The organism is Rhodococcus (subgen. Prescottella) equi, assembly GCF_003013675.1.
Classification (GTDB): domain Bacteria; phylum Actinomycetota; class Actinomycetes; order Mycobacteriales; family Mycobacteriaceae; genus Prescottella; species Prescottella equi.
The window spans coordinates 4,876,809-4,902,994 of the sequence record NZ_CP027793.1 but is presented as its reverse complement, the minus strand read 5'-3'; the positions used below and the strand labels follow the sequence as shown (position 1 = coordinate 4,902,994).

At 67.7% G+C, this 26,186-nt stretch carries 27 protein-coding genes; 13 read left to right on the top strand and 14 right to left on the bottom strand.

Annotation, left to right across the window (positions count from 1 at the left end):
* Window positions 1-8: 8 nt before the first annotated feature.
* Window positions 9-560 (bottom strand): hypothetical protein, encoded by a 552-nt coding sequence (locus C7H75_RS22700; RefSeq protein WP_022598337.1) that lies wholly within the window; start codon window positions 558-560, stop codon window positions 9-11.
* 87 nt (window positions 561-647) lie between these two features.
* On the opposite strand from C7H75_RS22700, the gene C7H75_RS22695 reads away from it, so the two are divergent.
* Window positions 648-1,097 (top strand): DUF8021 domain-containing protein, encoded by a 450-nt coding sequence (locus C7H75_RS22695; protein WP_005517095.1) that lies wholly within the window; start codon window positions 648-650, stop codon window positions 1,095-1,097.
* Between the two features lie 59 nt (window positions 1,098-1,156).
* A complete protein-coding gene (fabG, locus tag C7H75_RS22690) occupies window positions 1,157-1,918 on the top strand; it encodes a 3-oxoacyl-ACP reductase FabG (RefSeq protein ID WP_005517097.1) in 762 nt (253 codons plus the stop codon).
* On the opposite strand, the gene C7H75_RS22685 is transcribed toward fabG, so the two are convergent.
* On the bottom strand, window positions 1,891-2,661 hold the full coding sequence (locus tag C7H75_RS22685) for a helix-turn-helix transcriptional regulator (RefSeq protein WP_233281815.1): 771 nt from the start codon (window positions 2,659-2,661) through the stop codon (window positions 1,891-1,893). The genes fabG and C7H75_RS22685 overlap by 28 nt on opposite strands.
* Window positions 2,662-2,794: 133 nt before the next feature.
* Here C7H75_RS22685 and C7H75_RS22680 point away from each other — a divergent pair, with 133 nt between their 5' ends.
* The 3 genes from C7H75_RS22680 to C7H75_RS22670 are packed head-to-tail and all read left to right on the top strand — an operon-like array spanning window position 2,795 to window position 5,797.
* The gene (locus C7H75_RS22680; RefSeq protein WP_022598333.1) at window positions 2,795-3,961 is read left to right on the top strand and encodes an LLM class flavin-dependent oxidoreductase; all 1,167 of its coding nucleotides are present in this window, start codon (window positions 2,795-2,797) and stop codon (window positions 3,959-3,961) included.
* A complete protein-coding gene (locus C7H75_RS22675; RefSeq protein ID WP_022598331.1) occupies window positions 3,958-5,001 on the top strand; it encodes an alcohol dehydrogenase catalytic domain-containing protein in 1,044 nt (347 codons plus the stop codon). Before C7H75_RS22680 ends, C7H75_RS22675 begins: the two co-directional genes overlap by 4 nt.
* A complete protein-coding gene (locus tag C7H75_RS22670) occupies window positions 4,994-5,797 on the top strand; it encodes an SDR family NAD(P)-dependent oxidoreductase (RefSeq protein ID WP_013417448.1) in 804 nt (267 codons plus the stop codon). The genes C7H75_RS22675 and C7H75_RS22670 overlap by 8 nt, the downstream gene beginning before the upstream one ends.
* Window positions 5,798-5,836: 39 nt before the next feature.
* Here C7H75_RS22670 and C7H75_RS22665 read toward each other — a convergent pair whose 3' ends face one another.
* The gene (locus C7H75_RS22665; protein WP_022598329.1) at window positions 5,837-6,769 is read right to left on the bottom strand and encodes a DNA-3-methyladenine glycosylase family protein; all 933 of its coding nucleotides are present in this window, start codon (window positions 6,767-6,769) and stop codon (window positions 5,837-5,839) included.
* A gap of 73 nt (window positions 6,770-6,842) precedes the next feature.
* On the opposite strand from C7H75_RS22665, the gene C7H75_RS22660 reads away from it, so the two are divergent.
* Entirely contained in the window at window positions 6,843-7,397 is a 555-nt protein-coding gene (locus tag C7H75_RS22660) for a ribonuclease H family protein (RefSeq protein WP_022598327.1), read from the top strand.
* 119 nt (window positions 7,398-7,516) lie between these two features.
* Here the strand turns inward: C7H75_RS22660 and C7H75_RS22655 are convergent, their stop codons facing one another.
* Window positions 7,517-8,083: a TetR/AcrR family transcriptional regulator gene (locus C7H75_RS22655; protein ID WP_080668444.1), complete on the bottom strand. Its 567-nt coding sequence runs from the start codon at window positions 8,081-8,083 to the stop codon at window positions 7,517-7,519.
* Window positions 8,084-8,144: 61 nt separating this feature from the next.
* Here C7H75_RS22655 and C7H75_RS22650 point away from each other — a divergent pair, with 61 nt between their 5' ends.
* A complete protein-coding gene (locus C7H75_RS22650; protein WP_159025991.1) occupies window positions 8,145-8,843 on the top strand; it encodes a CPBP family intramembrane glutamic endopeptidase in 699 nt (232 codons plus the stop codon).
* Between the two features lie 9 nt (window positions 8,844-8,852).
* Window positions 8,853-10,151, top strand: coding sequence for an HNH endonuclease signature motif containing protein (locus C7H75_RS22645; protein WP_106851865.1), 1,299 nt, complete (start codon window positions 8,853-8,855; stop codon window positions 10,149-10,151).
* A gap of 100 nt (window positions 10,152-10,251) precedes the next feature.
* Here C7H75_RS22645 and C7H75_RS22640 read toward each other — a convergent pair whose 3' ends face one another.
* Window positions 10,252-11,193, bottom strand: coding sequence for a LysR family transcriptional regulator (locus C7H75_RS22640; protein WP_106851864.1), 942 nt, complete (start codon window positions 11,191-11,193; stop codon window positions 10,252-10,254).
* A gap of 124 nt (window positions 11,194-11,317) precedes the next feature.
* On the opposite strand from C7H75_RS22640, the gene C7H75_RS22635 reads away from it, so the two are divergent.
* A complete protein-coding gene (locus C7H75_RS22635; RefSeq protein WP_106851863.1) occupies window positions 11,318-12,571 on the top strand; it encodes an MFS transporter in 1,254 nt (417 codons plus the stop codon).
* A 48-nt stretch (window positions 12,572-12,619) separates the two neighbouring features.
* On the opposite strand, the gene C7H75_RS22630 is transcribed toward C7H75_RS22635, so the two are convergent.
* Both C7H75_RS22630 and C7H75_RS22625 read right to left on the bottom strand, forming a co-directional pair.
* Window positions 12,620-13,060, bottom strand: a complete 441-nt coding sequence (locus C7H75_RS22630) for a DUF7832 domain-containing protein (RefSeq protein ID WP_005517116.1) — start codon at window positions 13,058-13,060, stop codon at window positions 12,620-12,622.
* A 113-nt stretch (window positions 13,061-13,173) separates the two neighbouring features.
* Window positions 13,174-14,313 (bottom strand): NADH:flavin oxidoreductase, encoded by a 1,140-nt coding sequence (locus tag C7H75_RS22625; protein ID WP_106851862.1) that lies wholly within the window; start codon window positions 14,311-14,313, stop codon window positions 13,174-13,176.
* 164 nt (window positions 14,314-14,477) lie between these two features.
* Between C7H75_RS22625 and C7H75_RS22620 the strand changes: the two genes are divergently transcribed.
* Window positions 14,478-15,395 (top strand): amidohydrolase family protein, encoded by a 918-nt coding sequence (locus C7H75_RS22620; protein ID WP_005517119.1) that lies wholly within the window; start codon window positions 14,478-14,480, stop codon window positions 15,393-15,395.
* Window positions 15,396-15,404: 9 nt separating this feature from the next.
* Here C7H75_RS22620 and C7H75_RS22615 read toward each other — a convergent pair whose 3' ends face one another.
* From C7H75_RS22615 to C7H75_RS22600, 4 genes are all read right to left on the bottom strand, one after another.
* Window positions 15,405-16,184 (bottom strand): VOC family protein, encoded by a 780-nt coding sequence (locus C7H75_RS22615; RefSeq protein WP_022598313.1) that lies wholly within the window; start codon window positions 16,182-16,184, stop codon window positions 15,405-15,407.
* A gap of 133 nt (window positions 16,185-16,317) precedes the next feature.
* Window positions 16,318-17,859 carry a GMC family oxidoreductase N-terminal domain-containing protein gene (locus C7H75_RS22610; RefSeq protein WP_022598311.1) on the bottom strand — a complete coding sequence of 514 codons (1,542 nt, stop codon included), beginning with the start codon at window positions 17,857-17,859 and terminating at the stop codon, window positions 16,318-16,320.
* A gap of 249 nt (window positions 17,860-18,108) precedes the next feature.
* Window positions 18,109-18,861: an SDR family NAD(P)-dependent oxidoreductase gene (locus C7H75_RS22605; protein ID WP_005517125.1), complete on the bottom strand. Its 753-nt coding sequence runs from the start codon at window positions 18,859-18,861 to the stop codon at window positions 18,109-18,111.
* Between the two features lie 19 nt (window positions 18,862-18,880).
* Window positions 18,881-19,822 (bottom strand): 3-oxoacyl-ACP reductase, encoded by a 942-nt coding sequence (locus tag C7H75_RS22600; protein WP_013417438.1) that lies wholly within the window; start codon window positions 19,820-19,822, stop codon window positions 18,881-18,883.
* A gap of 285 nt (window positions 19,823-20,107) precedes the next feature.
* Between C7H75_RS22600 and C7H75_RS22595 the strand changes: the two genes are divergently transcribed.
* Window positions 20,108-21,727, top strand: a complete 1,620-nt coding sequence (locus C7H75_RS22595; protein WP_081184127.1) for an acyl-CoA synthetase — start codon at window positions 20,108-20,110, stop codon at window positions 21,725-21,727.
* A gap of 66 nt (window positions 21,728-21,793) precedes the next feature.
* On the opposite strand, the gene C7H75_RS22590 is transcribed toward C7H75_RS22595, so the two are convergent.
* Both C7H75_RS22590 and C7H75_RS22585 read right to left on the bottom strand, forming a co-directional pair.
* Window positions 21,794-22,279 carry a nuclear transport factor 2 family protein gene (locus C7H75_RS22590; RefSeq protein WP_005517129.1) on the bottom strand — a complete coding sequence of 162 codons (486 nt, stop codon included), beginning with the start codon at window positions 22,277-22,279 and terminating at the stop codon, window positions 21,794-21,796.
* A gap of 109 nt (window positions 22,280-22,388) precedes the next feature.
* Window positions 22,389-23,270 (bottom strand): TIGR03619 family F420-dependent LLM class oxidoreductase, encoded by an 882-nt coding sequence (locus C7H75_RS22585; protein ID WP_013417436.1) that lies wholly within the window; start codon window positions 23,268-23,270, stop codon window positions 22,389-22,391.
* A 275-nt stretch (window positions 23,271-23,545) separates the two neighbouring features.
* Here C7H75_RS22585 and C7H75_RS22580 point away from each other — a divergent pair, with 275 nt between their 5' ends.
* Complete coding sequence (locus C7H75_RS22580; protein ID WP_005517133.1) at window positions 23,546-24,439, top strand: IclR family transcriptional regulator; 894 nt, start codon at window positions 23,546-23,548, stop codon at window positions 24,437-24,439.
* Window positions 24,440-24,535: 96 nt separating this feature from the next.
* Here the strand turns inward: C7H75_RS22580 and C7H75_RS22575 are convergent, their stop codons facing one another.
* Window positions 24,536-25,060 (bottom strand): flavin reductase family protein, encoded by a 525-nt coding sequence (locus C7H75_RS22575; RefSeq protein WP_005517134.1) that lies wholly within the window; start codon window positions 25,058-25,060, stop codon window positions 24,536-24,538.
* A gap of 255 nt (window positions 25,061-25,315) precedes the next feature.
* Here C7H75_RS22575 and C7H75_RS22570 point away from each other — a divergent pair, with 255 nt between their 5' ends.
* Window positions 25,316-26,182, top strand: coding sequence for an alpha/beta fold hydrolase (locus C7H75_RS22570; protein ID WP_013417433.1), 867 nt, complete (start codon window positions 25,316-25,318; stop codon window positions 26,180-26,182).
* The last annotated feature ends 4 nt before the right edge of the window (window positions 26,183-26,186 follow it).

The following is a 26,186-nucleotide window of genomic DNA, read 5'->3' as shown; positions in this document are numbered from 1 at the left end:
AGTCCTCGCTAGTCGGGACTTCGGTCCCCGGAGTGGGATTCGTCGGCGGATTCGGATTGGGATTCGGAGGGGTCGTCGGGCTCCTCGATCGTGGCGCCACTGCGGGTGACCACGAGCCCGGTGCCGACGAGACCGATCAGCACCACGCCGAGTGCGACGCTCGGCCAGCCCTCGGTCTGCCAGTACACGTCCCGCAGAGTGATGAGCAGTGCGGCCTCGTCGACGATGAGTGCGAGCGCAATGCCCAGTGCCAGACCCATCCACGTGCGTGCGCGCGGACTGCGGTCGACCATGCCGAAGATCGCGACGCCGGCCAGCAGCAGGATGCCCCACAGGTAGTGGTGCAGGTGCGTGCCGCCGGCGGAGACGTCGCCGAAGTCCCGGGAGTCGACCTGGATCAGCCACGTCACCAGGCGGGCGCCGCCGAAGGTGACCGTGAACGCGAGCCAGGCCAGCACGATGCCGCGGCGGGTCTCGTCGATCTGACTCCAGCGGCGCGGGAAACGCACGCGCCGTGGCTCGGATGGCTTCCGGTCGTCGTCGGAGGTGGATCGTCCCATGATTTCTTGTCTACCCCCGATGACGCGACATCGCCGGGCACGCGCGTTTTCCGCCCGTGCTGCAACGTGTTCTAGCTACGATGCGGCATGCGTATCGCCAAGACGTCGACCCTGTCCCTGCTCGCCGCGGCCACCATGGCCGTGGTGGCACCCACCGCTGCCTCGGCCGCGCCGAACCCGGCCGACTCCCCGAACCAGGCGATGGCCCGCGCCTACATCGACGCGCTCGTCAGCCACGACGCGAGTGCCGTCGTGTTCACCCCCGACGCCACCCGTGTCGAGGCCGGACTGCAGACCGGCTTCAACGGCCCGCAGCTCACGAACGACCTGAACCACGGCGTCCAGTACCGCGTCATCCAGGGCGTCCGGGACCTCGTGATGAGCGAGGCCGGCGACACCGTCCACACCCGCTACCTGCTCGACGCCGGCTTCGGCCCGCAGCGACTGATGACCGTCGAAATCGTCGAGACCTTCGCCTTCGAGAACGGAGCGATCGACCAGATCGTCGCCACCATCTCCCCGGTCTCGCTGTCCTGACGCCGTCGCCCGCGTAGCCTCACCGACGGACGACACCGGGCAGTGGGAGGGAACGACACATGACGGACGGCAACCAGCGGGTGGCAGTGGTCTCGGGTGCGGCACGCGGAATCGGCGCCGCGATCGCGAAGCGCCTCGCGTCGGACGGCCTCGCCGTCGCGGTCCTCGACCTCGACGAATCCTCCTGTGCCGAGACGGTCTCCGCCATCGAGAGTGCCGGCGGGCGCGCACTCGCGGTGGGCGCCGACGTCTCGGACGAGGCGTCGGTCGCCGCCGCCGTCGACAGGATCGCGAACGAACTGGGTGCCCCCACCGTCGTCGTGAACAACGCCGGCATCACCCGGGACAACCTGCTGTTCAAGATGAGCGTGGACGACTGGGACGCCGTGATGAACGTGCACCTGCGCGGGGCCTTCCTACTCACTCGCGCCGCGCAGAAGTACATGGTCGAGCAGAAGTGGGGCCGCATCGTCAACCTGTCGAGCATCTCGGCGCTCGGCAATCGCGGCCAGGTGAACTACTCGGCCGCGAAGGCTGGCATGCAGGGGCTGACGAAGACTCTCGCGCTCGAGCTGGGTCCGTTCGGCGTCACCGCCAACGCCATCGCCCCCGGTTTCATCGCGACCGAGATGACGGCCGCGACGGCGGAGCGCCTCGGCGTGCCGTTCGACGACTTCATGGCCGCTGCCGCCGCCGAGACGCCGGTGCGCCGCGTCGGTGTGCCCGACGACATCGCGCACACCGCGTCGTTCCTGATCGGCGAGGGGGCGGGGTTCGTGTCGGGGCAGGTGATCTACGTGGCGGGCGGCCCGAAGGACTGAACCTCGAGGGCCAACTGGGTGCGGGACGCGCATCCGGTGGCCGCGAGGATCCGGCTGACGTACTTCTTCACGGTGTCCTCGGCAAGCATGAGTCGCCGCGCGATGGCCGCGTTGCTCATACCGTCCGCAACCAGTCTCGCGACGTCACGCTGACGTTCGGTGAGTGCGGCGTACGGGTCGCGTCGCGGTGCCGTCTCGAGATTGCGGGTCAGAGCGGACAGGTGACGGGCCAACAGGCGCAGCGTTGCGAGGTCGCGGGTGCCGAGCGCACTGTCGTCGCCGTCGAAGAGACCCACGAGAGCGCGCGCCCGACCGGGCAGATCCAGGTGCATCGCGCTGACCGAGCGCAGGCCCCAGGCGCCCAGATAGTCCCGCACGTAGGCGGCCGCACCGGCGGGCAGGTCCTGTAGATCGGCGAGCGACGCGACGCGGTTGTGTTCGAGCCGGCGACGGGCCTCGGGGGTCGCGAAGATGTCGTGCCGGGCCCACTTCTCCTGGTAGACCGGACGATTGCGCTCCCACCCGTGTCCGCCGACGAGTGCGGCGTCGGGATCGGTGAACTGACTGTCGTAGCTGTCGCCGACGAAGCACGTCGCGACCCGCACCGGGAAGACGTCGGTCATCGCCGCCGCGATCCGGGTGCGGAACTCCGGCACCGGCCGCACGTCCACGCAGCGATCGAGCACCGCGAAGACGCGCTCGTAATCGGTTGCCCGCAAGGAGACCTCGGTCAAACAGTTCACCACCCATCCGAGTACCCGGCCTGGCCGAGGCGCTGTGTGCGGAACTGTCCACCAAAGTGCACTGTCGCCCGGGCGGAACGAATTCTAGCGTCGGGGACGACTGTGTTTCAGCGATTTCCCGAGGAGTACACGCATGGGCAGGCTTCGTTTCGGCGCTTTCATCGCGCCGCACCACGCCATCGGCCAGAACCCCACCGTCGCCCTGCAGCGCGACCTCGAGTTCGTCGAGCACCTGGACCGGCTCGACTTCGACGAGGTGTGGATCGGCGAACACCACTCGGCGGGCAGCGAGATCATCGGGAGCCCCGAGATCTTCATCGCCGCCGCCGCGGAGCGGACCAAGCGCATCAAGCTCGGCACCGGTGTGACGTCGCTGAGCTACCACAACCCGCTGTGGGTCGCGGACCGCATGGTGCTGCTCGACCACCTCACCCGTGGCCGGGTGATGCTCGGCGTCGGTCCCGGCTCGCTGCCGACCGATTCGGCGATGATCGGACTGAATCCCACCGAGTGCCGCGAACTGCTCGAAGAGAACCTCGACATCGTCGTGCGACTGCTCCACGGCGAGTCGGTCACCGCGACCACGCGGACCCACACCCTGATCGACGCCCAACTGCAGCTGCGCCCGTACTCGCACCCGTGTTTCGAGGTCGTCGTCGCCGGGGTGGCGTCGCCCACCGGTCCGCGCCTGGCCGGCAAGCACGGCCTCGGCCTGCTGTCGATCGGCGCGACGCTGACCCCCGAGGGTTACGACGCGCTCGGCCACCATTTCGGAATCATGGAGGAACGCGCCGCCGAGTTCGGCACCGCCGTCGACCGGGACCAGTGGCGTCTCGTCTGCCCGATGCACATCGCGGAGACGGAGGAGGAGGCGCAGCAGGACGTCCGATTCGGGTTGGGCGAGTGGATCGACTACTTCGGAAAGGTCGCGGCCTTCCCGCATTTCGGCTCCGGTGGTGCCGCAATGGACGACATGATCAAGTACATGAACCACTCCGGCATGGGGATCATCGGCACCCCGGCACAGGCCCGCGAGCTGATCGGCAAGCTCGTGACGCAGTCCGGCGGATTCGGTTCGATGCTGATCATGAACGCCGACTGGGCCGCCCCGGCCGCGACGAAGCGCTCGTTCGAGTTGATCGCGCAGCAGGTGGCCCCGCACTTCCAAGGACAGTCGCAACCTCTGTTCGACGCCGCTGCCCGCGCCGGCCAGAAGCGAGACGGGTACAACGAGGCGCAGCACGCCGCGATCGCGCACATGACCAAGAAGTACGAGGACGAACTGGCGGCCAAGGCGTGAGGGCCGCTGTCCTGCACGGCATCGACGACCTGCGGGTCGAGGACGTGCCGGAACCGGAGCTGCCGGACGGGTACGTCCTCGTCGACGTGGCGTTCAACGGCATCTGCGGATCCGATCTCGGCATGATCCACTCGTTCGGGATCTCCGAGCATCCGCATCCGCTCACCGGTGCGTGCGGCCCACAGATCCTCGGCCACGAGTTCTCCGGCGTCGTTTGCGCGGTGGGCGCCGGTGTCGTCGACGTGGCCGTCGGCGACCGGGTCGCGGTGCAGCCCAACTATCACTGCGGCACGTGTGCCCGGTGCCGGGACGGGCACGAGCACCTGTGCACGTCGGCGGCCTTCCACGGGATCAACGCTCCGGGAGGCGGGTTGGCCGAGCGCACCGCCGTGCCCGCGGAGAACGTGTACGTGCTGCCCGACGGCGTCTCGCTCGAACAGGCCGCGGTGGTGGAACCGCTGGCGGTCGCGTTGCACGCCGTCGAACTGTCCGGCGTCGGGCACACCGACTTCGCCCTGATCCTCGGGGCCGGGCCCATCGGCATCGCGACCGCACTCAACCTGTGTGCGGACGGTGTGGACCGGATCCTGCTCAGTGAGCCGTTCGAGACGAGGCGTGCGGTCGCGACCGCGCTGGGCCTCGACGTGATCGATCCGACGGCGACCGATCTCGTTGCGGCGGTGCAGGAACGCACCGACGGAGCGGGCGCGGACGTCGTGTTCGAGTGCGCCGGAGTCGGTGCCGCGTTGCAGACGGCGCTCGCTGCCGTTCGGCCCCGGGGCGCGGTGGTGCTGCTCGCGACCTACAAGGAGCAGGTGCCTCTGAACACGTATGCGCTGATGTTCGGCGAGATGCGGCTGATGTCGTCCCTCGCATACTCGCGCAAGGAATTCACTTCCGTCATCGACCGTATGGCGGCGGGTGCCTATCCGCTCGACGGGTGGGTGGAGCGTGTCCCGCTCGCGGACGTGCTCGACGGTGTCCAGGCGGCGTCCGACGGGCGTCGCATGAAGGTTCTCGTGGAGGTAGCTCATGTCTGACAACACGTTCGACGGCGAACGTTTCGCCGGCCGCGTCGCGGTGGTGACCGGTGCGGCATCGGGAATCGGTGCGGCCGTGGCGAAGCGGCTGATCGGCGAGGGTGCATCCGTCGTCGGGATCGACATCGCCACCGACGCGCTCGCGGTCCTGGAGAAGGAACTCGGCGAGAAGTTCGTCGGCGCGACCGCCGACGTCACCGCCGAGGACCAGGTGGCGGCAGCAGTCGCCGTCGCGGTGGAGCGCTTCGGTGCGCTGGATCTGGCGTTCAACGTCGCCGGTGCCGCACGCGGCGGCATGATCCTCGATCTCGAGGAGTCCGACTGGGACTTCACCGTCGACCTCGTGCAGAAGGGCGTGTTCCTGTCCACGAAACACGAGGCCCGGCACATGGTGGCGAACGAGCGGGGCGGCGCGATCGTGAACATCGCGTCGTTCAACGCCCGCATGCCGATGATGGGCGGAAGCCCGTACGTGACGGGCAAGGCCGGGGTCGAGATGTTCAGCAAGAACGCCGCCCTCGAACTGTCGCAGCACGGGATCCGCGTCAACGCGGTGCTACCGGGACTCGTCGACACCCCACTCGTCGCGGGCGTCACCGGCTGGGAGCCGCTGCTGAACGGGTTCGTCGAGCGGATCCCGATGGGCCGCCCCGCGACTCCCGAGGAGATCGCAGCGCCGTGCCTGTACCTGGCGAGCGACGACGCCACCTACATCACCGGCGCCAGCCTCATGGTCGACGGCGGCTGGCAGGTCTCCAACTACCCGGACGTGATGAAACTGGTCACCGGCCGCTGAGCGGCGTCGGGGCGCCGCAGCGGCGGAACGCGCCCAGGTTCAGTGCCAGGTGTGGTCGACGATCGGTGTCCGCGGCCCGAACTTGGGTTTGCGGGCCTGGCCACTGATCTCGAGCAGGCGGATCGCGCGGTAGCGGTGGGGGCGGAGGTCGGCGAGGTACTCGACCATGCCCGCGTCGTCGAGGGGCCGGCCCAGGAGGGTCCAGCCGACGACCGACGCGAGGTGGAAGTCGCCGACGGAGAGTGCGTCGGCGTCGCCGAGGGCGCGCTGGGAGACTTCCGCCGCGGTCCACAGCCCGACGCCGGGGACGGCGCGCAGACGCCGGTAGGCGTCGAGTCGGTCCATGCCGACGGTCTCTTCGAGGCGATCGGCGACGCGGGCGCACGCGACGATCGTCTTCGCGCGCTGCGGGTCGACGTTGGCGTGGTGGAACTCCCACGACGGAACCCGCCGCCACACCTCGGCACCGGGCGGCACCCGCATGCCGTCGGGAGCGGGTCCCGGTGCCGGCGCCCCGAACTTCGTCACGAGCCGCCGCCACGACGCCTGCGCAGCGACGCCGTGTACTCGCTGCTCGAGGATCGCCGGCACCAGTGCCTCCATCACCCTGCCGGTGCGTACGATCCGCAGGTTCGGAAAGCGGCGGTGCGCCTCGGCCAGCTTCGGGTGGGCGGGCGCGAAGTCGTCGGACCGGCCGGCGTCGTCCTCCCCGACGAGACCCGGCAGGTACGTCTCCAACTCCTCCGCACCAGGTCCCCACGCGCGGGCCTCCACCACACTCGGCCCCTGCTGCCGCAGCCGGTAGGTGACCGCGCCCGACGGCAGTAGCGACGTGCGCCACACACTGCCGTCCGGCTCGCGCCGATGGCACGGGTCGAAGCGTCCGCGCCGCAGCGGCGACAGCGTCGGCGCAAGGTCCACGGGACGTCGCGTCGACAGCTCGAACCGCACTTCGGAGGCCGTATCGGTCATCACCGGCAGCCTATCGTCGCCCGGCCGGGACCTGTCCGGCGGCCGTCGGGGCGGCAACGTATTGTCCGAAGCCATGATCATCGTGAGTACCGACGGTTCGTGTCTGAAGAATCCCGGTGGCGCCATCGGGTGGGCGTGGGTCGATCACGAGGGTCCGAGCCGGTCGGGCGGAGCGGTGTCCGGCACCAACCAGATCGCCGAACTGTGGGCGCTGGTGGAGGCGATCGTCGCGCACCCCGGCCCCGAGCCGCTGCTCATCGAATCCGACTCGCAGTACGCTATCAAGTGCGCGTCCGAGTGGCTCCCCGGATGGAAGCGCAAGGGGTGGAAGACCGCGTCGGGCGGACCGGTCAAGAACCTCGAACTGGTGCAGGACATCGACCGCGCGATCACCGAACGATCCGGACCGGTCCGCTTCCGCTGGGTGCGCGGACACGTCGGCAACCACTTCAACGAGATCGCGGACAAACTGGCGGGTGAGGCTGCGCGTGCCGTCGCGTCGACGCCGGAGAAGGCTCGCCCGTGGGCCGGGCTCGGTCCGCGGGAGGTACCTCCACGTCCCGTGGCCGCGGTTACCCCGGCATCCGCGCCGGTGAGGGCGCCGGAGCCGGAGCTCACGCTGTTCTGAAGGCATCCGCTCGGGCGGACGGGCGTGATCCGAGTGTCTTGCGTCGAGAAGCTGTCTTGTTGTCGCGGACGATCGGGGTTGCACCGAGGGCAACCCCGGCAGGTGGGTCGAGCACCGACCTACTGCAGGCGCGCAAGGTACGAATCGAACAGAACAGCCACTTGGTCGAAGCTGAACGTGCGTGGTCGAAGTACCGCGTTCATCGTCAGCCCATCTGTGAAGGCGCGTATCTCCGCACCGGTCACGGCTGGCGCCGAAGCAGGGGCGAGGACGGTAGCGGTCCACTCGCACAGGTGATCGAGTTCAGCGTCGATCGAGTCCAGGACCTCAGCAACCCGCGTGGTCTTGATCGCGACCTGCACTGCCAGCCAAACCTGGGCCTCGAGGCGTGATTCCTCGGTGAGCGGTAACGCCTCCCTCCATAGCTGCTTCACGTGTTGGTGGGGCGTCGCGCTGACCACCATCGAGTCGATTCGGCGCCGTTGCTGTGCCCTGGCGAGTGACAGCGCCTCGGCGAGCATGTCCTCGGAGTTGGGGAAGTAGTGGCGCAACGCAGACGGTGAGCAATTGGCTTCGGCAGCAACCGATCTGACGGAGACCGCACCTATCCCATCGCGCTGCACGACCTTCCACAGTGCTCGACTCAGCGCGTCCCGACGTGCTTGCGGGTCGACAACCTTTGGCATTACCTCTCCTCGGTCAGGCGTTCAGATTTAATAGTACAGTCGTGCGAAATAGGAGGTGGTCATGCATCAAGCGCGCCGCTACACGGCAATCGTTCTGTTCGCGTTCGCAATTGCGACGTCGGCTCCACTCGCCCTCTGGCTTGTCGCTGGGTCCGCATCCGTCCTGGCCGAACAGGTTGGGCTCGTCGGCGATCGTCTGGCCGTACCCGTGGGGTGGATGGGGGCCGTCCTCGTGGCAGTTGGCTACATCTCGTACACGCTGTGGTCCGTGCCGTTCGTCCGGGAACACGTCACCGAGATCTCGCCACTGAAGGCGCTCGGCGTGTGGGTGGCCATCACGTCGAGCGCAATCGAAGAGGTCATCTTCCGCAGAATGGTGATGGATGCACTCGCCGATAACGGGATCGGAGCGGTCGGCCAGATCGGCGCATCTGCACTGGCATTCGGCGTTGCCCACGGCGCTTGGGTTCTTCTCGGTCGAGAATGGGCCATAGCGATCCCGGTCGTTGTCTCGACAACATGCCTGGGGGCAGGATTGGCGGCCGTATATCTGCTATCGGATCGCGCACTCCTACCTGCCGTCATCGCGCATATCGCGATCAATCTGGTGATCGAGCCATGGTTGATCTTGTCCGCAGTCACCCGCGACTGGAATCCTCAACACGCGAAGCGATTCCCGCCGCCGCAAGCTCCTTCCGGATGCTCTCCGGAAAGTCTGACGAACGGGACAGGTCTTGACTCGAACACTAGTTCGAACTAAGCTCGTGTCATGAATCCGGGGGGACTCAATACGCTGGTCACGGTCGCCGCGCCGCGACCAGAAGACGTGCACACGCTGCCAGAAATCCTGCTGGTGCAGACCGGCCTCGACATCTGCCACGCGATCGAACAACTCGAAGCACTACGCGCAGCCACCGTCGCCGAGATCGACGAGCGCGCAGTCTCATTCGACACCCTCGGCTTCCGCAGCGTCAAGCAGTGGCTGGCCGCGAACACATTGCTGGAAGTGCCGGCCGCAGCACGGATCCTCGCGTTGGGCCGGATGCTGAGCCGGCAGCCCGAGATCGCCGACGCGTTCAATGCCGGCGATATTTCGGCCGAGCATGCGGCGTTGATCGGGAAGTTCTGCGAGACCCCGCCGCGCGGCATGCCCGTGGAAGCGTTGGATTCGTGCCGGAAAGTGTTGCTGGACGCCGCTTCCGGTGTCGCCGCGACCACCACGACCGTCCGCACCTGCATCTCCCGGTTGGAGCGGATCTTCGAATCCGACGAACTCCCACCCAGCGAAGACACCGAGCGCAACGAGTTCCACGCCTCGAAAACTCTGAACGGACGGGTCTCGGTCAAGGGTGACCTCGACGCCGTCACCGGTGAAATGCTCCTGACCGCACTGTCCGCGCTGACCAAACCGAGGAATCCGGTCGACGACCCGGCCGAGAAACTCACCCCGGCACGGCAGCGGGCGGACGCGTTCGCCGAGATTCTGCGCCGCTACCTCGACTCCGGCGACGCACCCGTCGAGGGCGGGGAGCGGCCCCACCTGTCACTGCACGTGAACGCCAGCGATCTCGCCCGCAGCGAGTCGGCTCACGAGTGGACGCATCCGAACGAAGGGTCGGACCTGTTCGGCGACAAGGACATCGCACGCATGCCCCACATGGGACCGCTCTCCATTGCAACCGCCCGGCGACTGGCCTGCGACTGTCACCTCACCCCCATCGTCATGGACGATGGCGTGCCCCTGAACTTGGGCCGCACCAGCAGAACCGTGTCGAAAAAGCAGCGTCGAGCGTTGATCGCCCGCGATCACGGCTGTGCTTTCCCCGGCTGCGGCACACCACCCGCCCACTGCGAAGGCCATCACGTAAAGCATTGGGCAGACGGTGGACCCACCGACCTCGACAACCTCGTCCTACTCTGCCGCTACCACCACCAGCTACTGCATCACAGCCACTGGGGCGTGAGAATCGGCGCCGACCGGCACCCGTGGTTCACCCCACCGAGCACCGTCGACCCGTACAAGAAACCCGTCCCCGCCCACAACCGCGCCGGACCACACGCCGCGTGACGCTGCAGCCGACACCTGGTAGGGGTGCCGGCCACAGCGGGGTGCGGGTCACGCCAGCGTCGGAGTTCACGCCGCCCGGCTTGGCCGGCGGTCGTGCTCGTCACTCGGCTCGTGTGGCCCAACTCGGTGTCCAAAGTCGTCCCGGTGGGATGACTCGAGAGGTGTCCAGGTAGCGACGCAGCGCGGCCAAGGCTGGATGTGGGTTTCCGTTCCGATGGACGAGTGAATGCGGGTAGACGGGGGTCGGATCCGTGATGGGAATGCGCCGCAGGCCGTGTGTGGCGGGCCAGACGTATCGGTCACCGGCTCCCACGAGCGTTGCCAAGGTGGGGGAGCCAGCGAGCGAATCCATCAGCGCCTCAGCTCCGAAGTCGGGCCCGACGGCATCGATGGACAGACCGAACGACTCCCCGAGCTCGTCGTAGAAGGAGCCCCACTCGGTGCCCGGTTTGATCCCCGGGATCCAGATGCGATGACCGGTCAGGTCTTGCGGGCGGAGACTCGGCGCCCCGGCGAGTGCGTGGTCCGGTCCTACGAGCAGTTGGAGCGGATCGTCGAGTACCCGTTCCACGGACACAGAACCGGGCAGTTTTCGTGGAGGCACCGGCACGGAGCGGAACGTCGCATCGATCGATCCGGCGAGGACAGCATCGATCGCCGCGGTCACGTCGGTGTCCGGTAACGCCACCACGTCGAGATCCATGTCGGGGTGAACTCGGTGGAAGTTGCGCAAGGCGAGGGCCGGGGCGATCCGTCGGTTCAGGACATCCACGCGCAACGTACGTCCACCCGGACGAACGGACGCCGTCGCACGGTCGATCACCCGCAGGACTTCGCGGCCGTGCGGAAGGAAGGCTCGACCATCCGGCGAGAGCGCCGCGCCCCGTGCTGTCCGCACGAACAGCGTCACTCCGAGGGTGCGTTCCAGATTGGCGATCCGTTTGGACACGGCCTGCTGGGTGATGCGCAGATCCACAGCGGCCTCCTGGAACCGTCCGGTCTCGGCGACAGCGACGAACGTTCGCACGGCTTCGATGTCCACCCTTCAGACCCTACGGATACAACGCACGGTTGTGGCTCGCGGCGCCGGTGGTTGTTTGCGCCTGATCGGCGAGCTTGGTCGAATTCTCGCTGTCGATGTTCCGTTGCGGGGGAGGGATTTTCACATGGGACGACCGGATCTTGGACGCCCGTTCGGATGGTTGTGGGCGGCGTTCGCGGCGTCCACTGCGGGGACCTGGTTGGGTTTCGGCGCGTTCCCTCTGATCGCCATCCTGGTCCTCGACGTGGGCGCTCTCGGGGTGTCCGTCCTGGCGGCGGTGGGGCTGCTGGTGGGGGCCGTACTGGCTGTGCCGCTCGGGCCGTGGGTCGAGGCCCATCGGAAGAAGCCCGTGATGATCGCTGCCGACATCGCCCGGTGTGCGGTATTGCTCACCGTCCCGCTGGCCTATGCGCTGAGCTTGTTGACCTACGCGCAGCTACTCGCAGTATCGATCGTCAGTACTGCTTCGAATATCGCTTTCACCGCCGCGAGTGGTGCCTACCTGAAGCAGATCGTGCGCCCGGACCATCTCCTGGCGGCCAATGGCAGGTTCGAGTCGACCACGTGGACAGCCACCGCGGTCGGACCCACGCTGGGTGGCGGCGCCATCAGTGCTCTCGGCCCCGTCGTCACGGTGATCGGCAACGCCGCGGGATTCCTCCTCTCGGCGTTGAGTATCGGGATGATTCGCGACCCGGAACGCGTCGGGTCCACGGCGAAAGCGGCGAAGTTTCGGGTTTCGGACGTGACCGAGGGATGGAAGTTCATCAGCGCCGACCGACAGTTGCTCCGGCTGTTCTGGAACACGGTGGCTGTCAACGCGCTCATCATGGCCACAGAACCGCTGATCGCTGTTCTCCTGCTCGGTGACATGGGCTGGGCGGCATGGCAGTACGGGATCGCTTTCGGATTGCCGTGTATCGGTGGCTTCGTCGGCGCCCGGCTCGCTACCGGTCTGGCCGCCAGGTACGGGCGGGGCCGCGTCCTCGTCGTCTCCGGGGCGCTGCGCGCGGTGTGGCCGGTGTGGCTGGTCCTGGTGATGCCGGGAGCTGCTGGTGTCGTGCTCGTCATCGTCGTCGAACTGGCCCTCATCACCTGTATGGGGGTGTTCAATCCGCTGTTCGCAACCGCGAGACTGCAGCGGGTTCCGGTGGACCGCGTCGGGCGGGTGATGGTGGCCTGGAACGTCACCGGTACCGGATCCATCGCTGTACTGACCGGCCTGTGGGGGCTGTGTGCCGCGATCACGGACGCCCGCATCGCCATCGGAATCGCGGGCGCCCTGCTCCTGGTGACTCCGTTCCTGCTTCCCGGGAAGCGGCATCTCGACAACGAGGTCGCCGCTCCCGGACATCAGGTGCCCGTGGCGTCGCACTGAGGACGTCGCACCGAGGACTCGGCGCGCCGACCGTTGCGGGTCGGAGCCCTACGCGACGAACTGCGGCCGCCCGCTGTCCAGCCATGCGTGGAAGCGATCGCCGATCCGGTCCGCGATCCGGTCGTAGGTCTCCCAGGTGTCTTCCACCCGGTAGATCTCTTCCGCGGTTGTGTCGAACTCGTCGCAGTAGTCGTCGAGGTAGCGGGAGTCGTCGCCGCGGCCCGCGTAGTACGCGACGGCGAACGCGTTGCCGTCGGCGGTGAGGTCGTCGCTGGCGAACCGCTCGTCGAGCACCTTCATGAGGAAGGCGCCGGGGGTCGTCTCCCGCGTCTCGAGCGGTTCGAGTCGGTCCTCGACCCCTTCGCTCGCGAAGCCGGTGAGCAGGCACCATGCCACGAACATGCCGATGTGTGTGCCGGCCGCAGCCTGGGGGAGGTCGTCGGGGAAGTCGCCGCCGTAGTGCCAGTCGGCGTCGTCGTACTGCGTCAAGGATCGGTTCCTTCGATTCCGGGCTGCGTGGCTGTTGCCGCACAGACGAACCGGTCGCCGCAACGCCTCGCGGAGGTGTTGCGGCGACCGGGTGGATCATGTCGAGCTGGAGGTTACGTCAGCGAGCCCTCGTGGACGTCGCGGACGAACTCGGGCAGCGGCTCGCCGGCGCGCAGGCGCGTGGCCAGCGCCGGGTCGGCCAGGTGCAGGCGGCCGATCGCGATCAGGTCGAACTCGCCGCCACCGATGCGCTTCTCGAGTTCGGGGATGTTGTCGACGACCGGCGCCGAACCGTCGATGCGGCTGTCGCGCAGCGACTTCCCGATGCCGACGCTGCCGACGGCCATCGTGATCGCGCCGGTGACCTTCTTGGCCCAGCCGGCCAAGGACACGTCGCTACCCTCGAACGCGGGGATGTCGAAGCGGCGGATGCTGGCGTCGAAGACGTCGACCCCGGCGTCGGCGAGCGCACCGAGGATCACCTTCAGTTCGTCGGGCGTCTCTGCGATGCGCGCGGTGTAGTTCTGCTGCTTGTGCTGCGAGAAGCGGTAGAAGATCGGGTAGTCCTCGCCGATCTCGGCGCGAATCGCCTTCACCACGGCGACGGGGAAGCGGGTACGGCGCTCGAGGTCGCCGCCCCACTCGTCGTCACGCTTGTTGGTGCCTTCCCACAGGAACGAGTCGAGCAGGTAGCCGTGGCCGCCGTGCAGGGCGATGCCGTCGAAGCCGACGTCGATCGCGTTGCGGGCCGCGCGGGCGAACGCCGCGATGACGTCCTGGATGTCCTGCTCGGTCATTGCCTCGGTGGGCTCCTGGACCCACGAGGTGTACGACTCCGGGTACGACGTCGTGCCGAGCGGACCCCACTCGCCGGACGGGCGCATCGGCTTGACCGCCGGGTCGACCTTGCTCATCGCGCCCCACAGCGGGCCGACGTGCCACAGCTGCGGAATGATCTTGCCGCCAGCTTCGTGCACGCCGTCGACGACCTTGCGCCAGCCTGCGAGCGACTCCTCGCCGAACAGGCGCGGCACGCGCGGGTTGTCGACCGCGGTCTCGTGGTCGATCGCGACACCCTCGGTGACGATCAGCCCGGTCCCGCCCTCGGCGCGGCGGCGGTAGTAGCCGGCGACGTCGTCACCGGGGACGCCGTCGATCGAGTAGGAGCGCGTCATCGGCGACATGACGATGCGATTCGCGAGTTCGAGCGAACGCACCTTCAGCGGCTGGAACAGGGGAGATGAAGAGGTCATGTCGTCTGCGCCTTTTCGGGATCGTCGTAAACCAAGCAAGTGCTAGGTAGCGTTTCAGGCGGTTTCCGGACCCGTCAAACCGGGGTCTCACTCAGCGCAAACGTCCCGAGACTAGGGTCGGCAGGTGTGCTCGGGGCCACTCGAGTCACCGAACCGAGAGGGGCATGACCGTGTGTGAATCAGCGGTGGGGACGGAACTCGACCGGGAGTCCGAGGCGGCCGGGGTGATCGCCTTCCGTGAGGCGCTGGGCCTGTCCGCGCTGATCGACGTGCACACCCACTTCATGCCCAAGAACGTCATGGACAAGGTGTGGGCCTACTTCGACTCGGCGGGACCGCTCACCGGTAGGGAGTGGCCGATCCGGTACCGGTCGGAGGAGGAGACGCGAGTCGCGCACCTGCGGGAGTTCGGCATCGCCAGGTTCACCTCGATGCTCTATCCGCACAAGCCCGAGATGGCGGCGTGGCTCAACCAGTGGGCGGCCGATTTCGCGGCCCGCACCCCCGACTGCCTGCACACCGCCACCTTCTATCCGGAGGAGTCCGCTGCCGGGTACGTCGCGTCGGCGCTCGACGCGGGTGCGCGAGTGTTCAAGTCGCACATCCAGGTGGGCGACTACGACCCGAACGATCCGCTGCTCGACCCGGTGTGGGGACTGCTCGAGGATGCCGGCACTCCGATCGTGATCCACTGCGGTTCCGGACCGGCGCCCGGCCGCTACACCGGCCCCGACCGGATCGCCACGCTGCTCGCGCGGCACCCCCGCCTGGTGCTGATCGTCGCGCACATGGGAATGCCCGAGTACACCGAATTCCTCGACCTCGCCGACCGCTACCCGCTGGTGCAGCTGGACACCACGATGGCGTTCACCGACTTCACCGAGGCACAGATCCCGTTCCCGCGCACCGAGGTCCCGCGTCTGCGTGACCTGGGGGATCGGATCCTGTTCGGCAGCGACTTCCCCAACATCCCGTACTCGTACCTCGACGCGCTCGAGGCCCTCACCCGCTTCGACCTGGGGGACGACTGGCTGCGTGCCGTGGTGCACGACAACGCGGTGCGCCTGTTCGGAATCGACTGATCGCGCAGCTCAGGGTGATTCGGGCTGCATGACGCTGAATACCGCGTCCTGCGGGTCGGCGAGTACCGCCATCCGGCCCACCGTTGCCACCTCGAACGGGTCGGCCATCAGCGCGCCGCCTTCCCTCGCGGCGGTTGCGACGGTCGCGTCGACGTCGTCCGTGCAGAAGTAGACGTGCCAGTGGTTGGGGACATCGGGGCGCGGTGGGGTGACGCACCCGCCCACGCCGTCCTCGTGGACCTGCAGGACGGTGTACTCGCCGTCCGGCATCGGCATCACCGCGGCACCCAGGCCCACGACGGCGGCGTAGAACGCCAGCGCCGACGACGGGTCGTCGGTGATCAGCTCGTTCCAGATCAGCGTGCCGGCCTCGTTCACCAGGGTGGCGCCGATGTGCGCGCGGGCCTGCCACAGCCCCACCTGTGCCCCCGTGGGGTCCGCGACGAACGCCATCCTCCCGGCATCCCCGACGTCGAACGCCGGGAGGATCAGCTGCCCGCCCGCCGGTTCGACCTTCGCGGCCGACGCGTCGGCGTCGTCCACCGCCAGGAAGGTGTTCCACGTCGACGGAGTATCCGCCGGCGGGGCGCCCACGGGAAGCGGAGCTATCGCCGCGATCTGCTCGTTCCGCAGCGTGGCGATCGAGTAGACCGTGTCCTCGAGCATCGGCCGATCGTCGTACGACCAACCGAACAGTGCGGTGTAGAACTCCTTGGCCCCGGCCTGGTCCGACGTCTGCAGATCGACCCAGCTGGGTGTGCCCTCGGAATAGTTCGAACGGGTAGACATCGCGATGTCCTCTCATCCGCTTCGACGCGTGAAGAAAACGTGGTCGAGTGGGATCGTTCGTGGAAAGGCTATCGCAGAGCGGGGCCTGCCCGCGTCCCCCGGAGCGCAGGCGGGGACGCGGGCAGGCGGGTCGTCACTGGATGTCGGACGAGATGATCTTGTCCATGTTGCGCTCGGCGAGCGCGGTGATCGTGACGAACGGGTTGACGCCGACATTGCCGGGGACGAGCGAGCCGTCCACCACGTACAGCCCGGGGTACTCGGGCAGGCGGCCGAAGTTGTCGGTCGCCTTGTTCAGCAGCACGCCGCCCAGCGGGTGGTACGTGAAGTCGTCGCCCCACGTCTTGTACACGCCGAACAGATCGGTCCGGTAGATCGTGCCTTCCTTCTGGTTGATCTTGTCGAACACCTTCTTGGCCATGTCGATGCCCTTCTGGTTCTGCGACTGAGCCCAGGTGAGATCGACCTTGCCGGTGCCCGAATTGAACTGGAAGCGAGCACGTTCGGGGTTCTTCGTGATGGCCAGGTACAGGCTGACGTAGGTCTCGAGCCCGGCCGGCAGCGGGGCGATCTCCGCGAAGATCGGTGCCGTCGGGTCGGCCCAGTTGTCGATTCCCATCGTCGGGATGGTGGCCTGCTTGGATCCGGTGGCGTCCCACATGTGGTTCGCGCGGCCCACCATGATGTTGCCGTTGTTGCCCCAGCCCTCGCCGACTTGCGACGACAGGTTCGGCAGGTGGCCCTGCGCCTTCATCGAGACCAGGAGCTTGCTGGTGCCGACGCTGCCGGCCGCGAAGAACACCCGATCGGCGGTGACGACCTTGGTGGCGACGACGTTGCCCTGCTCGTCGATCTGTTCCATCGTCACGCTGTAGCCGCTGCCGGTGGCCGGCGCGACCTTGGTGACGCGGTGCAGAGTCGTGATCGTCAGCTTCCCGGTGGCCGCGGCCTGCGCGAGGTAGGTCTTGTCGAGCGACTTCTTGCCGGCGTTGTTGCCGTAGATGACCTCACCGCCGAGGCCCGACTTGGTGACCTGGCCGGCAGCCTCCTTCTTCATGTACTCGAAGTCGTACACGTTGGGCACGAAAGCGGTTGTGAAACCCGAACGTTGGGCGGTCTTGCGGCCGGTGCGGGCGAACTTGTACCACTCGGTGGACTCGAACCACGCCTGGTCGATGTTGTTGACACCCAGACCGGTGTTGGCGCGCGGGAAGTACTTGTTGTACATCTCGTTCGAGTCGACCGACGGCAGGATCTCCTCGAAGTAGTTGCGCTTCGGGGTGACTGCCATACCGCCGTTGACGAGCGAGCCGCCGCCGACGCCGCGGCCCTGGTAGACCTTGATGCCGGAGAACCGCTCGGAGTCGAGGACGCCGACGTACCGGTCGATGCTCTTGTTGATGCCGAAGCCCATGAAGTTGCTGACCGGCTGATCGGTCTTGTCGGCCAACCACATCGAGCGCTTGTCGGGGTTGAGCATCCCGCAGAAGATCTTGCCGTCGGAGCCCGGGGTGTCCCAGCTGCGGCCCATCTCGACGATCTGCGTGGGGATACCGGCCTGCGTCAGCCGCAGCGCGGCGACGGCACCGCCGTATCCACTGCCGATGACGAGGGCAGGGACGCGGTCGCCGTCGGCGAGGGTGCGGCTGGGGGCTGCGGAGGCGGAGGTCGACATCGACGAGAGCGCGATGGCTCCCGCGGTCAGACCTGCGCCCGCAAGGAATCGACGGCGTGAGACGGATGCAACCCCCCGAGTCGCATCGGCTCTGTTCGCCCGGCTATCGGTCATGGAACTCCTCTGTCGGCGGTTTGGTAGGTGGTCCACTTCACAGCGGACTGCCAGGCTTTATACCGCCGACAGAGGAGGTTACGAGGCAGTACCGGAAAATTGGCACACCTCGGACATGGAGTTGTCGGAGCGCGATCAGCGCAGCTTGAGGCTGCCGCCGTCCGCCATGACGGTCTGACCCGTCATGTACTTCGAGTCGTCGCTCGCCAGGAACAGTGCGATCGGGGCGATGTCGGTCTCCGGGTCGCCGATGCGCTGCAGCGGAACCTTGGCGATGGTCGCGGCGGCCCGCTCGGGGAACGCCTCCTGCCACGCCACGACTCCCTCGGTGGCCGCGAACGGGCACAGCACGTTGACCCGGATCTGGTCCGCGGCCCACTCGTTGGCGGCGACCCGGCTGACGCCCCGGATGGCCTCCTTGGCCGCCGCGTACGACGTCTGCGTGGGCATGCCCTCGAGCCCGGAGCTGGAGCCGAAGTTGATGATCGACCCCTTCGACTCCTTGAGCTGCGGGTAGCAGGCCTGCATGAGGTGCACCGTCGGGTAGAAGCCGGTGCCGAAGGAGAGGTCGAACATCTCCTGCGTCTGCTCGAGCAGCGGAGCCTGACGGGACGCGTGCGCGTTGTTGACGAGGATGTCGATACGGCCGAACGCCGCGACCGCGGCGTCGCGGATCGCCTCGGCCGAATCCTTCTGCGAGATGTCGACGTTGAGGAACTTGCCCTCACCGCCGGCCTCCGCGATCTCCTTCTCGAGTGCGAAGCCGTTCTCGTCGCTGATGTCGACGAACAGCACCTTCGCACCCTCGCGCGAGAACACCCGGGTGATCGCGCGCCCGATGCCACCGGCACCGCCGGTGACGATGGCAACCTTGCCCTGAAGCCTCATGAAGAGTCCGCCGTCCGGATCAGACGCCGGCGGGCGCGTCGGTGGCGAGGGCGATCTTCTCGAGGCCCGCGACGCTGTACGCGGCGTAGGTCTCGTACGGGCCGCGGCCCGAGAAGTACGGCGTCATCTGGCCGGCCAGCTCCTCGACGGAGAACTCGGAACCGGCTGCATCGAAACGGTTCTCGACCTGCGGCGCGGCCATGAGGGCGACCATCTTGCCGTAGACCACGAACACCTGGCCGTTGATCTCGTCCGACGCGGGCGACGCGAGGTAGCGGACCAGCGTGCCGACGCGCTCCGGAGCCAACGGGTCGAGACCCTGCGTGCCGGTGTTGTTCTCGGTGCCGAACGCCTCCGCGGTCATCGCGGTCCGGGCGCGGGGGCAGATCGCGTTGGCGCGCACGCCGTAGCGGGACAGGCCGGCGGCGGTGGAGAGGGTCAGCGCGGTGATACCGGCCTTGGCGGCCGAATAGTTGGGCTGGCCGGCGGAGCCGAACAGGAACGCCTCGGACGAGGTGTTGATGACGCGACCGTAGATCGGGCCGCCGGCGTCCTTGCTCGCCTGACGCCAGTGCACGGCCGCGGCGTGCGACGTCGCGGCGTGGCCCTTGAGGTGCACGCGGATGACGTCGTCCCAGTCCGACTCGGACAGGTTGAAGATCATCTTGTCGCGCAGGATGCCCGCGTTGTTGACCAGGATGTCCATCGAGCCGAAGTTGGACACGGCTTCCTGGATCATGCGCCCGCCGAGCGACCAGTCGGAGACGTCGCCGGTGACGGCGAGGGCCTGCCCACCGGCCGCCTTGATCTCGTCGACGACGTCGTGGGCGGCGGAGCCCATGTCGTTCACGACGACGGCGGCACCGGCGTCGGCCAGGGCGAGCGCCTCGGCGCGGCCGAGACCGGCCCCGGCGCCGGTGACGATGGCCGTCTTACCGGCCAAGCTCAGAGAATCCACCATGTCAGGCTCCTTCAGGTTCCGTGCGATGCAATCAAACTAGTATTCATTCTAGTTTTGGCACAAGGGTCTTGGTCCATCCCGTTCCTCCGTCGCCTCGGGATGCTCCCGCAGATGATGCGGCATCGCCTCCGCCTGTGCTGGCGGAACCCCAGTTCTCCCCGTCGGGCTATTGATCAACCAATAGGAATATGTTCTACTCGGCAGGTTGTGATCTCAGGCACACGAGGGCGGGGTTTGTGGTAGAACGCACTGTTGCTCGATGTGCGATTCACCGAAGGGCCGGATATGACTCTCAATCTCGCTGATCTGACCGAAGCCGTCATCGACGCCGTGCCGGACAAGGTCGCGCTCGTGTGCGGATCCGAATCGCGGACGTTCGCCGAGTTCGACGCTGCTGCGAACCGGATCGCGCACCACCTCGCGGAGCAGGGTGTCGGCCCCGGGGATCACGTCGGCCTGCACGCGCGCAACAGCCTCGAGTTCGTCGAATCGCTGCTCGGGTGCCTCAAGATCCGCGCCGTCCCGGTCAACGTCAACTTCCGCTACGTCGACGCGGAACTCACCTACCTCTACAACGACGCGAAGCTGGCCACCGTCATCGCCGACGGCGAGTTCAGCGACGTCATCGCCGACGTCCTGCCCAAGTGTCCCGAGCTGCGGCACATCGTGCTCATCGGCGAGCCGGCCGGACCGGCACTGGCGGACGCCGCTGCCGCCGCCGACGTCTCGGTCGTCGACTATCACAAGGCTTCCGCCGCGCAGTCCGCAGATCGCGACTTCCCGGAGCGCAGCGCCGACGATCTCTACGTCATCTACACGGGCGGCACCACCGGCATGCCCAAGGGTGTGATGTGGCGGCACGAGGACTTCTACCACGCAGCACTCGCGGGCGGCGCGATCATGGGCGGCGACCCGATCCTCTCGCCCGCCGAGCTCGGCGCCGCCGCGGCGGCGAACCAGTTCGCGATGACGTACCTGGTGACTGCGCCGCTGATGCACGGTGCGGCGTCCTACTCGCTCTTCACCTGCATGTTCATGGGCTCCAAGCAGGTCCTCATGTCCAAGTACGACCCGGTCGAGGCGCTCGAGCTGGTCGATCGACACAAGATCAACACCGTCATGGTCGTCGGCGATGCGATCGCCCGTCCGCTCGCCGACGCGATCGAGCAGCACGGCGACCGATTCGATCTGAGCTCGCTGTGGATCATCGGTTCGGGTGGCGCGCTGTGGTCGGCGAGTGTCCGCGGGAAGCTCAACGAGCTGCTCCCCAACGTCTACCTCCGGGACGCGTTCGGCTCGTCGGAGTCCGGCAACGACGGCGAGCTGAAGAAGGACGAGGACGGCCTGCTGCGCATGCCGCCGTCGCCGAAGGCTCGCGTCGTCGACACCGACTTCTCGACGATCGAGCCCGGTTCCGACAACGTCGGCTACCTCGCCCGCGCCGGACACGTGCCGCTCGGTTACTTCGGTGACCCGGAGAAGACCGCGGCGACGTTCCCCGTCGTCGACGGCGTGCGGCTCTCGGTCCTCGGTGACCTGGCTCGCGTCGAGGCGGACGGCACCATCGTCGTGCTCGGCCGCGGATCGTCGTGCATCAACACCGGCGGCGAGAAGGTCTACGCCGAGGAGGTCGAGGAGGCACTCAAGAGTCATCCCGGTGTGCTCGACGCACTCGTCGCCGGCATCCCCGATCCCATGTACGGGCAGCGCGTGTCGGCCGTCATCTCCACCCGCGAGGGCGTCGACGATCTCGACGAGGACGACGTGATCGCCCACTGCCGGACCAAGATCGCCGGTTACAAGGTGCCGCGCACACTCGTCGTGGTCCCGGAGGTCGTCCGCTCGCCTGCGGGTAAGGCCGATTACCGTTGGGCGAAGGCAACTCTCGAATCCGCCTCCCAGTAGAGTCCTACCGCTCGACGACACGGCCCGCCTCGCGATCAGCGAGGCGGGCCGTGTCGGTACGGGAGGTCAGCTGCCGGCGCGGCCGAGCAGCTCGGGGGCCTCGGGGCGGCCGTCGAGCACGCGCGAGGTGCGGCGCTGGATCTGCCACGTGCCGTCGATCTTCTTCAGGTCGAAGCGGTTCGCGGTCACGCGCCACACGCGGAACGAATCCTCGTCCTGGTTGCGCAGCAGCAGCTGCGAGTGGCACGTGGCGACGGCCGTGTCGCCGTCGACCACGATGTTGACCGGGTCGAGCAGGTGGCCGCAGCCGTTCTTGATGTAGTCCTGGTGGGGGCTGGTGCGGACCATCTCCATGATCTCCGCGCGCCCGTTCATGTTGCGGATGTCCACGTCGTACACGGCGTCCTCGGCCCACAGTGCGCCGACCTTGTCGGCGTTGCCGGCGTCGACGGCCGGGCCGTACGCGGTGATGAGCTCCTGGATCGCGAGCTTGTCCTCGAGCAGCTCGACCCGCTCGATCAGTGACTGGACGAGCGCAGCGGTATCGGTCATCGGATCTCCTTCGGTGTATGTCCGGCTATCGGGTGAAACGTGAAACCTGTTGCGTGCGAGCCCCGATCGGTGTCCGATCCGGGCTCGGTGGTGCAGCGGCGTCCCGCGGTCAGCGGGGTGCGGGATCGAACTCGATGCCCAGTTCGGCACCGAGTTCGCGCAGGGATTCGAGCTGATCGCAGTAGTGCGCGCAGTCGGTCGCGGAGATCGACGCGCTGGCGATCGTGGCGCCGGCGTCGCGGCGGCGTTCGAGCGCCCGGAGGGTGCGGTCGCGTGCGCCCAGCGGGTCCAGAGGCGCCCCCGCGCTCAGTACGACGTCGAAGTGCGCTGGGACGTCTACCTTTTCGAGCATGCCACGAAGTTCGTCGACGCTCAGGCCGAACGGCGCCCAGCCGTCTCCGTGTGTCGTGGCGCGGCGCAGCGAACGCATCGTGCGACCACCGATCCACAGGGGCACCCGGTCCTGCACGGCGTGCGGTTCGACGAGCAGTCCGTCGTAGTCGTAGTAGGTCCCGTGGTACTCGGGCAGGCTGCGCGAGAGCGATGCGCGGAGCGCGGCGAGGGCGTCGTCGGCGCGAGCCCCGCGGTCCTCGAAAGGCGCGCCCAGAAGATCGAACTCCTCGCGCAGCGTGCCGACGCCGAGGCCGAGGATCAGCCGTCCTCCGCTCACGACGTCGAGAGTGCCGTAGCGCTTGGCGATCTCGAGCGGGTGGTGGTAGCCGAGCACGAGAACCTGGGTGGCGAGCCGGATCCGGGTGGTCCGGGCGGCGAGGAATCCCAGCGTCGCGAGCGGATCCCAGTACGTGCCCCCCCGTGCGGCGGCGACCTCCACCGGGACCGCGACGTGTTCGCTGCAGGTCAGGTGGTCGTAGCCGAGACGGTCCGCGGTCTCCGCGATGCGGGCGAGGTCGGCGATACCGGCGTCGCGCTCCCACGGGGAGTGGGCGTCGGGGTGCAGGACCACGACTGGGGAGACGATTCCGATGTGCATCCCTACAGCTCCGTTGCTGGATCGGCCGGTGTTGCTTCGTTCTACCGGACGGCGGAGGGGCCTTGGGCCCGTTTTTCCGGTGACCGGGAGTCTGATCGACTCGGACGGCGGACGACGGTGCGAGCGGGCATGATCGGGTGTCCGATTCGGACAAACAATCGACCGGAAAAAAGTCCCGCCTAGCGGGACTTTCCTGCTAGCCTGTCAGAATTGATTTCAGTTTTGCGTCGGATTGCCCCTCTGATCAGGGGCTCAGATGTTGCTTGGAGGTGTCGATGACAGTCGTCGATTCCGGTGAGTCGGTCACCACGCCGGCCCCGCGCCGTGAACTGCCGCCTTCGATGGTGGAGCGGATGACCCTGATTCTCGACGCGTTCGACGGTCGCGCATCGCGGCTCACGCTCGAAGAAGTGGCGTGCCGTACGCAGTTGCCGCGCTCGACCGTGCACCGGATTCTCGATCAGTTGGTGCGGCTGAACTGGGTGGAACACGCCTCGTTCGGCTACTGCCTCGGCCGGCGTGCGCTCGGCCTCGGTGGCGGCGACGGCGGGCACAGTGAGATCCGCGCTGCCGCCGCGCCCCTGCTGCACGAGCTGCACATGCAGACCGGCATGGTCGTCCATCTCGCCGTGCTCGACGGCAGCGAGAGCGTCTACCTCGACAAGGTCGGCGGGCGTTTCGCGTCGACGCTGCCCTCGCGAGTGGGCGGCCGCGGACCGGCCTACTCAACGGCCGGCGGGAAGTCCATGCTGGCGTGGCTCGACCCGGAGCGGGTCGACAGCCTGTACGAGGCGCGGCTGAGTCGCTGCACCGACCGGACCATCACCGACATCGCGACCCTGCACCAGGAACTCAACCGGATCCGGCAGCGTCGGGGCCTGGCTTTCGAGCGCGGCGAGTCCGTGCGCGGCGTGGCCTGTGTCGGTGTCGCCGTGCGCGGCTACGAGGGTCCGGTCGCCGGAATCTCGCTGTGTGGCGACGCGCGAACCGCCCAGCTCGAGCGCGTCGCGCCGCTCGTGGTCGACGCGGCCCGCGAGGTGTCGCGCACGCTCTACCCCGACATGGGTGCTCCCCGGCGCGCGCGCCGGGCGCCCGAGCCGCCCGTCAACACCTGGTCCGCGGACGCGATGGATCGACTGCTGTCGATCCAGAGCGGGCAGTGGATCTGACGGGTACCTCCCGACCGCACCAACGGGAACTGGCGGCACACTTCCACTTCGGAAGGGTGCCGCCAGTTCCCGTTCGAGCGGAGTGGCCGGTGGCCGTCAGACCAGTTCGGGAGCTCCGATGCCGAACTTGCCGCGGAAGAACACCATCGGGCGTTCCTCGCACACCGTGTCCAGCTCGAGCACCCGGCCGATGATGATGTCGTGGTCACCGGCGACGTGGACCTCGTGCACCTCGGCGTGCACCCGCATCAGCACGTCCGGCAGCGACGGCGTGCCCCAACGGGAGACCTCCCAGTCGAGGTCCTCGTACTTGCGGCCCTTGCTCGACCCGAAACGGGAGCAAAGGTCCGACTGGTCCTCGTGCAGGACGTTGACGCAGAAGCGGCCGGTCTCGCGGATGCGGGGCCAGGCCCGGCCGCGGTGATCGGCGCAGATGAGGATGAGCGGAGGCTCCAGCGAGACGGAGGCGAACGACTGGCATGCGAAGCCCACCGGGCCCTCGTCGTCGAGACCGGTCACCACGGTGACACCCGTCGCGAACTGGCCCATCACCCGTCGCATGTCCGCCGGAGTCGGCTCTGCTCCCAGCGTGATCTCCTGTGCAATCGCCTCTGTGGACATGGGGCCACCTCCGATTCGATGAAACTGCTCGGCGTCCGCTACGCCGAAGTCGATGTTTGCGAGCGTATGGCCGCAGGTCCGCAGCCCTGAATTGCTGTCTCGATCAGCGGAACCGCCCTCGGCGGAGGTGACCTCGACCAGAGGTGGTCTCGCTGATCGGGATGCGATATGGCCCACTTCGACGCCGACTGGCACCCTTCCGCCGGATGGGCTGTGACCCGGATGACATTTTTTGCAACGGACATGAGGCTGACGATGGCTATTGAGATCAGTTACGAGGATTCCAAGCGGGAACTGCACACCGATCAGGGTGTGCTGCGGTACCACCAGGCCGGCGACGGTCCGCCGCTGCTGCTGCTGCACGGTTCAGGTCCGGGTGTCACCGGTTGGCGCAACTACCGTGGCGTCATCGGCGACTTCGCGGAGCACTTCACCTGCTATGTCCTCGAGTTCCCCGGCTTCGGCGTGTCCGACCCGTGCGACGGCCACCCGATGGTCGAGGCAGTCGGCGCCGTACCGGCCTTCCTCGAGGGCCTCGGTCTGGGTCCGGTCGACATCATCGGCAACTCGATGGGCGGTGTCGTCGGCGCCCGTATCGCGATCGCGCGTCCCGAGCTCGTCAACAAGTTCGTCTCGATCGGCGGCATGGGCAAGAACGTGCTCTCGTCCAGCCCGGGCGAGGGCATCAAGCTGCTCATGGAGTTCACCGACAACCCGACCCGCGAGGGCCTCATCCGCTGGCTGCAGTCGATGGTCTACAACCCTGCCGTGGTGACCGAGCAGCTCATCGAGGAGCGCTGGGAGCTCGCGACCGAGCCCAAGACCCTCGAGATCGCCCGCCGCATGTACAGCAGCAAGGCCTTCGCCGCGATGGCCGCGGCCAACGCGCAGGCCGACGGCACCCCGTACTGGGCGCAGTTCGGCAAGATCAAGGCGCCCACGCTGCTCACGTGGGGACGCGACGACCGCGTCAGCCCCGTCGACCTCGGCCTGCTGCCGATGCGCGACATCCCCAACGCCGAGTTCCACGTGTTCCCGAACTGTGGGCACTGGACGATGATCGAGGCCCGCGACGCCTGGGTTGCGTCGGTGCTCTCCTTCCTCCTGCGCGACCGTAAGTGAGCTG